At 70.8% G+C, this 4,944-nt stretch carries 5 protein-coding genes; all 5 read left to right on the top strand.

The features are described 5' to 3' along the window. A partial coding sequence (gene infB, locus VN520_RS03220; RefSeq protein WP_325745292.1) for a translation initiation factor IF-2 occupies positions 1–2,057 on the top strand: 2,057 nt, incomplete at its 5' end. A gap of 167 nt (positions 2,058–2,224) precedes the next feature. Beyond that, positions 2,225–2,521, top strand: coding sequence for a DUF503 domain-containing protein (locus VN520_RS03215; RefSeq protein ID WP_325745293.1), 297 nt, complete (start codon positions 2,225–2,227; stop codon positions 2,519–2,521). A gap of 23 nt (positions 2,522–2,544) precedes the next feature. Then, positions 2,545–3,006: a 30S ribosome-binding factor RbfA gene (gene rbfA, locus VN520_RS03210; RefSeq protein WP_325745291.1), complete on the top strand. Its 462-nt coding sequence runs from the start codon at positions 2,545–2,547 to the stop codon at positions 3,004–3,006. Further along, positions 3,003–3,902 (top strand): tRNA pseudouridine(55) synthase TruB, encoded by a 900-nt coding sequence (truB, locus tag VN520_RS03205; RefSeq protein WP_325745290.1) that lies wholly within the window; start codon positions 3,003–3,005, stop codon positions 3,900–3,902. The genes rbfA and truB overlap by 4 nt, the downstream gene beginning before the upstream one ends. Before the next feature lie 212 nt (positions 3,903–4,114). Further along, positions 4,115–4,944: trypsin-like peptidase domain-containing protein (locus tag VN520_RS03200; RefSeq protein WP_325745289.1), on the top strand; the 830-nt coding region annotated here is incomplete at its 3' end.

The raw sequence follows: 4,944 nt of genomic DNA, 5'->3' as shown, positions 1-4,944 counted from the left end.
GCGGCGGCTTCGCCGGCCGTCCCGGTGGTCCCGGTGGCGGTGGCGGCGCAGGCCGTCCCGGTGGTGGCGGCGGCTTCGGCGGTCGTCCCGGCTTCGGCGGCCGTCCCGGCGGCCCGGGTGCCCGTGGTGGCACGCAGGGTGCGTTCGGCCGTCCCGGTGGTCCCGCGCGTCGTGGCCGCAAGTCGAAGCGTCAGAGGCGCCAGGAGTACGAGGCCATGCAGGCCCCGTCGGTGGGCGGCGTCATGCTGCCTCGCGGCAACGGGCAGGCTGTCCGGCTGTCGCGCGGTGCGTCCCTGACCGACTTCGCGGAGAAGATCAACGCCAACCCGGCGTCGCTCGTCGCCGTGATGATGAACCTCGGCGAGATGGTCACCGCCACGCAGTCCGTCTCCGACGAGACGCTCCGGCTTCTCGCGGACGAGATGAACTACGTCCTGGAGATCGTCAGCCCGGAGGAGGAGGACCGCGAGCTGCTCGAGTCCTTCGACATCGAGTTCGGCGAGGACGAGGGCGGCGAAGAGGCCCTGGTCTCCCGTCCGCCGGTCGTGACCGTCATGGGTCACGTCGACCACGGTAAGACCCGGCTGCTGGACGCGATCCGCAAGACGAACGTCGTCGCGGGCGAGGCCGGCGGTATCACGCAGCACATCGGTGCGTACCAGGTCTCCTCCGAGGTCAACGGCGAGGACCGCCGTATCACCTTCATCGACACCCCGGGTCACGAGGCGTTCACCGCCATGCGTGCACGTGGTGCGAAGTCCACCGACATCGCGATCCTCGTGGTGGCGGCGAACGACGGTGTGATGCCCCAGACGATCGAGGCGCTGAACCACGCCAAGGCGGCCGGTGTGCCGATCGTGGTCGCGGTCAACAAGATCGACGTCGAGGGTGCCGACCCGACCAAGGTGCGCGGACAGCTCACCGAGTTCGGTCTGGTGGCCGAGGAGTACGGCGGCGACACGATGTTCGTCGACATCTCCGCCAAGCAGGGCCTCAACATCGAGGCACTGCTGGAGGCCGTCGTCCTCACCGCCGACGCCTCGCTCGACCTGCGGGCCAACCCGGAGCAGGACGCGCAGGGCATCGCGATCGAGTCCCACCTCGACCGCGGCCGCGGTGCCGTCTCGACCGTCCTGGTCCAGCGCGGAACGCTGCGCATCGGCGACACGATGGTCGTCGGCGACGCGTACGGCCGTGTCCGGGCGATGCTCGACGACAACGGCCAGAACGTCCAGGAAGCGGGTCCCTCGACCCCCGTCCTGGTGCTGGGTCTGACCAACGTGCCGGGTGCCGGGGACAACTTCCTGGTCGTCGACGAGGACCGTACGGCCCGTCAGATCGCCGAGAAGCGCGCCGCCCGTGAGCGCAACGCCAACTTCGCCCGCAAGGGTGTCCGGTTCTCCCTGGAGAACCTGGACGAGGCGCTCAAGGCCGGTCTGGTCCAGGAACTCAACCTCATCATCAAGGGCGACGCGTCCGGTTCGGTGGAGGCTCTCGAGTCCTCGCTGCTCCAGCTCGACGTCGGTGAAGAGGTCGACATCCGGGTCCTGCACCGCGGTGTGGGTGCGGTCACCGAGTCGGACATCAACCTGGCGACCGGCTCCGACGCCATCGTGATCGGCTTCAACGTGCGCGCCGCGGGGCGTGCCGAGCAGATGGCCGAGCGCGAGGGCGTGGACGTCCGGTACTACTCGGTCATCTACCAGGCGATCGAAGAGATCGAAGCGGCCCTCAAGGGCATGCTCAAGCCGGAGTACGAAGAGGTCGAGCTCGGCACGGCGGAGATCCGCGAGATCTTCCGCTCGTCCAAGCTGGGCAACATCGCCGGTGTGCTGGTCCGCTCCGGCGAGGTCAAGCGCAACACCAAGGCGCGCCTGCTGCGCGATGGCAAGGTCATCGCGGAGAACCTCAACATCTCCGGTCTGCGTCGCTTCAAGGACGACGTCACCGAGATCCGCGAAGGCTTCGAGGGCGGTATCAACCTCGGGAACTTCAACGACATCAAGATCGACGACGTCATCGCGACGTACGAGATGCGCGAGAAGCCGCGAGGCTGATCAACGGGGGTGCCCGGGGGGAGACCCCCGGGCTCTCCTCCACAGTCGGGGCCGGTCGACGGGTCGTATTTCCGTCGATCGGCCCCGGCCGTTCCGTGTACGGTTCTGGTGTCCCTGCCAAGCGATGGCGGGGCATGACCCCGAACCGGCGGGACATCCGGACATACATGTATGTGGGGACTCTGTCCTTCGATCTGCTCCTGGGCGACGTACGGTCGCTGAAGGAGAAACGCTCCGTCGTCCGCCCGATCGTCGCCGAGCTCCACCGCAAGTTCGCGGTGAGCGTCGCGGAGACGGGCGGCCAGGACCTCTACCGCAGGGCCGAGATCGGTCTTGCCATGGTCTCCGGGGACACCGGACACCTCACAGACGTACTCGACCGGTGCGAACGCATGATCGCGGGCCGGCCGGAAGTGGAGCTGCTGTCCGTACGACGGCGGCTGCACAGCGACGAAGACGATTGAGCAAGGCTTAAGGAGACGGACCAGTGGCCGACAACGCGCGGGCGAAGAAGCTGGCGGACCTCATCCAGGTGGTGGTCGCCGAGAAACTGCAGCGCGGTATCAAGGACCCGCGTCTGGGCACGCACGTGACCATCACGGACACCCGTGTCACCGGCGACCTGCGGGAGGCCACGGTCTTCTACACGGTTTACGGCGACGACGAGGAGCGGGCCAGCGCGGCCGCCGGGCTGGAGAGCGCCAAGGGCATCCTGCGCTCGGCGGTCGGTGCCGCGGCGGGGACGAAGTTCACCCCGACCCTGGCCTTCGTGGCCGACGCCCTGCCGGACAACGCCAAGGCGATCGAGGACCTGCTCGACCGGGCGCGCGCCTCGGACGCCAAGGTCCGCGAGGCGTCCTCCGGCGCCACGTACGCCGGCGACGCGGACCCGTACCGCAAGCCCGAGGACGAGTCCGACGAGAACGGCGAGGGCTCACCTTCCGCATGACACAGCAGAACAGGACGCCGGACGGCCTCGTCATCGTCGACAAGCCGTCCGGCTTCACCTCGCACGACGTCGTGGCCAAGATGCGCGGCATCGCCCGCACCCGGCGGGTCGGCCACGCCGGCACGCTGGACCCGATGGCGACCGGCGTCCTCGTCCTCGGCGTCGAGAGGGCGACCAAGCTGCTCGGCCATCTCGCGCTGACCGAGAAGGAGTACCTGGGGACCGTCCGGCTCGGCCAGGACACCGTCACCGACGACGCGGAGGGCGAGATCACCTCGTCCACCGACGCCTCGGGAGTGACGCGCGAGGGCATCGACGCCGGGGTCGCCGCCCTGACCGGCGCGATCATGCAGGTGCCGTCCAAGGTCAGCGCCATCAAGATCGACGGCAAGCGGTCCTACGCCCGGGTGCGCGGCGGCGAGGAGTTCGAGATCCCGGCCCGGCCGGTGACCATCTCGTCCTTCCAGGTCTACGACGTCCGCGAGGAGACCGCCGAGGACGGCACCCCGGTCGTCGACCTGGTCGTCTCCGTCGTGTGTTCCTCGGGTACGTACATCCGCGCCCTGGCCCGTGACCTCGGTGCCGGGCTCGGCGTCGGCGGGCACCTGACCGCACTGCGGCGCACCCGCGTCGGACCGTACGGCCTCGACGCGGCGCGCACGCTCGACCAGCACCAGCAGGAACTGACCGTGATGCCGGTGGCCGAAGCGGCCGCCTCGGCCTTCCCGCGCTGGGACGTGGACGAGAAGCGCGCCAAGCTGCTGCTCAACGGCGTACGGCTGGACATGCCGTCCTATCCGCCGGGGCCGGTCGGGGTCTTCGGGCCCGACGGGGCGTTCCTGGTGCTCGTCGAGGAGCAGAAGGGCAAGGCCAGGAGCCTCGCCGTCTTCGCCTGACGAGAGCCTCCCGTGGGCCTGGCCCATCGTGGAGCGGGCAGCCCCCCCGGTGCGCGCCCGCTCCACGATCCCCCTCCCACGAGCAACCCTGTCCACATGAACCCGCCGCCTCACCCCGACGGGCGGGCGCTCGGAGTGACCGGGGGGTGTGAGGGGGGCGCTTTCACCCCGTGGGTTACCGGTATCGATCACCTGGGACCTACCGTCGGAGGATGGGCAGCGGGGACCGGTCGACACTGGTGAGAATCTGCGATCAGGCCGGCCGGCCGCGGGGGACCGGATTCGTCGCGGATGACCGGGGCACGGTCGTCACCAGCCATCAGGCCGTCGCCCGCTGTGCGCCCCTCACCCTGTACGCCGCCGACGGCCGCAGCTGCCCCGTGGGTCCCGAGGACATCACCGCGCTGCCCGCCCTGGGCCTCGCCCTGCTGCGCACCGGCGGCCCCGGGACCCTGGGGGCGGATCCGCTCCCCATCGCCGTACGCGAGCAGATCGGCACGGGCACCTATGTGCGGATCGCCGCCCACGGCTGGCGGGAGGCACGGGTGCTCGGGACGACTCCGGCGACGTACTCAGAGGGCGGGCGCGACCATCCGGTCGGCGACGTGCTGGAGCTCGCCCTCGGCACGGACGGGCGCGACGCGCTGCGCTCCGGCGGAGCCGCCGTCGGCGGGCCCGTGACGGACCCGCGTACGGGGGCGGTCCTGGGGGTGCTCTCGACCACGCTGAGCGCCGGGCGCGAGACCGCCGGGCTCGCTGTTCGGCTCACCCCCCAGGAGGCCCCGGGCCCGCTGGCGGAGGTGCTCCGGCGCAACGCGAGCGGCGTCCCGGGATACGGCTGCGACCTCAACCTCGCGGGGGCGCTGCAGCTGACCGCCACCTCGCTCGGCCATGACGACGGCCGCCCCTGTGGCGCAGCGGCCGTCGAGCGCCCCCACATCAGCGCGGAGTTCACCGCCTTCGAGACCGGCACGGGGCCCGTGCTCGGCCTGGTCGGCGCCCCGGGAACCGGCCGGACCACGGAGCTGGCCGCTCTGGCGGC

Source organism: Streptomyces sp., assembly GCF_035563135.1.
GTDB lineage: Bacteria > Actinomycetota > Actinomycetes > Streptomycetales > Streptomycetaceae > Streptomyces.
The sequence above is the reverse complement of the archived record's forward strand: the minus strand, read 5'-3'. Positions and strand labels throughout refer to the sequence as shown.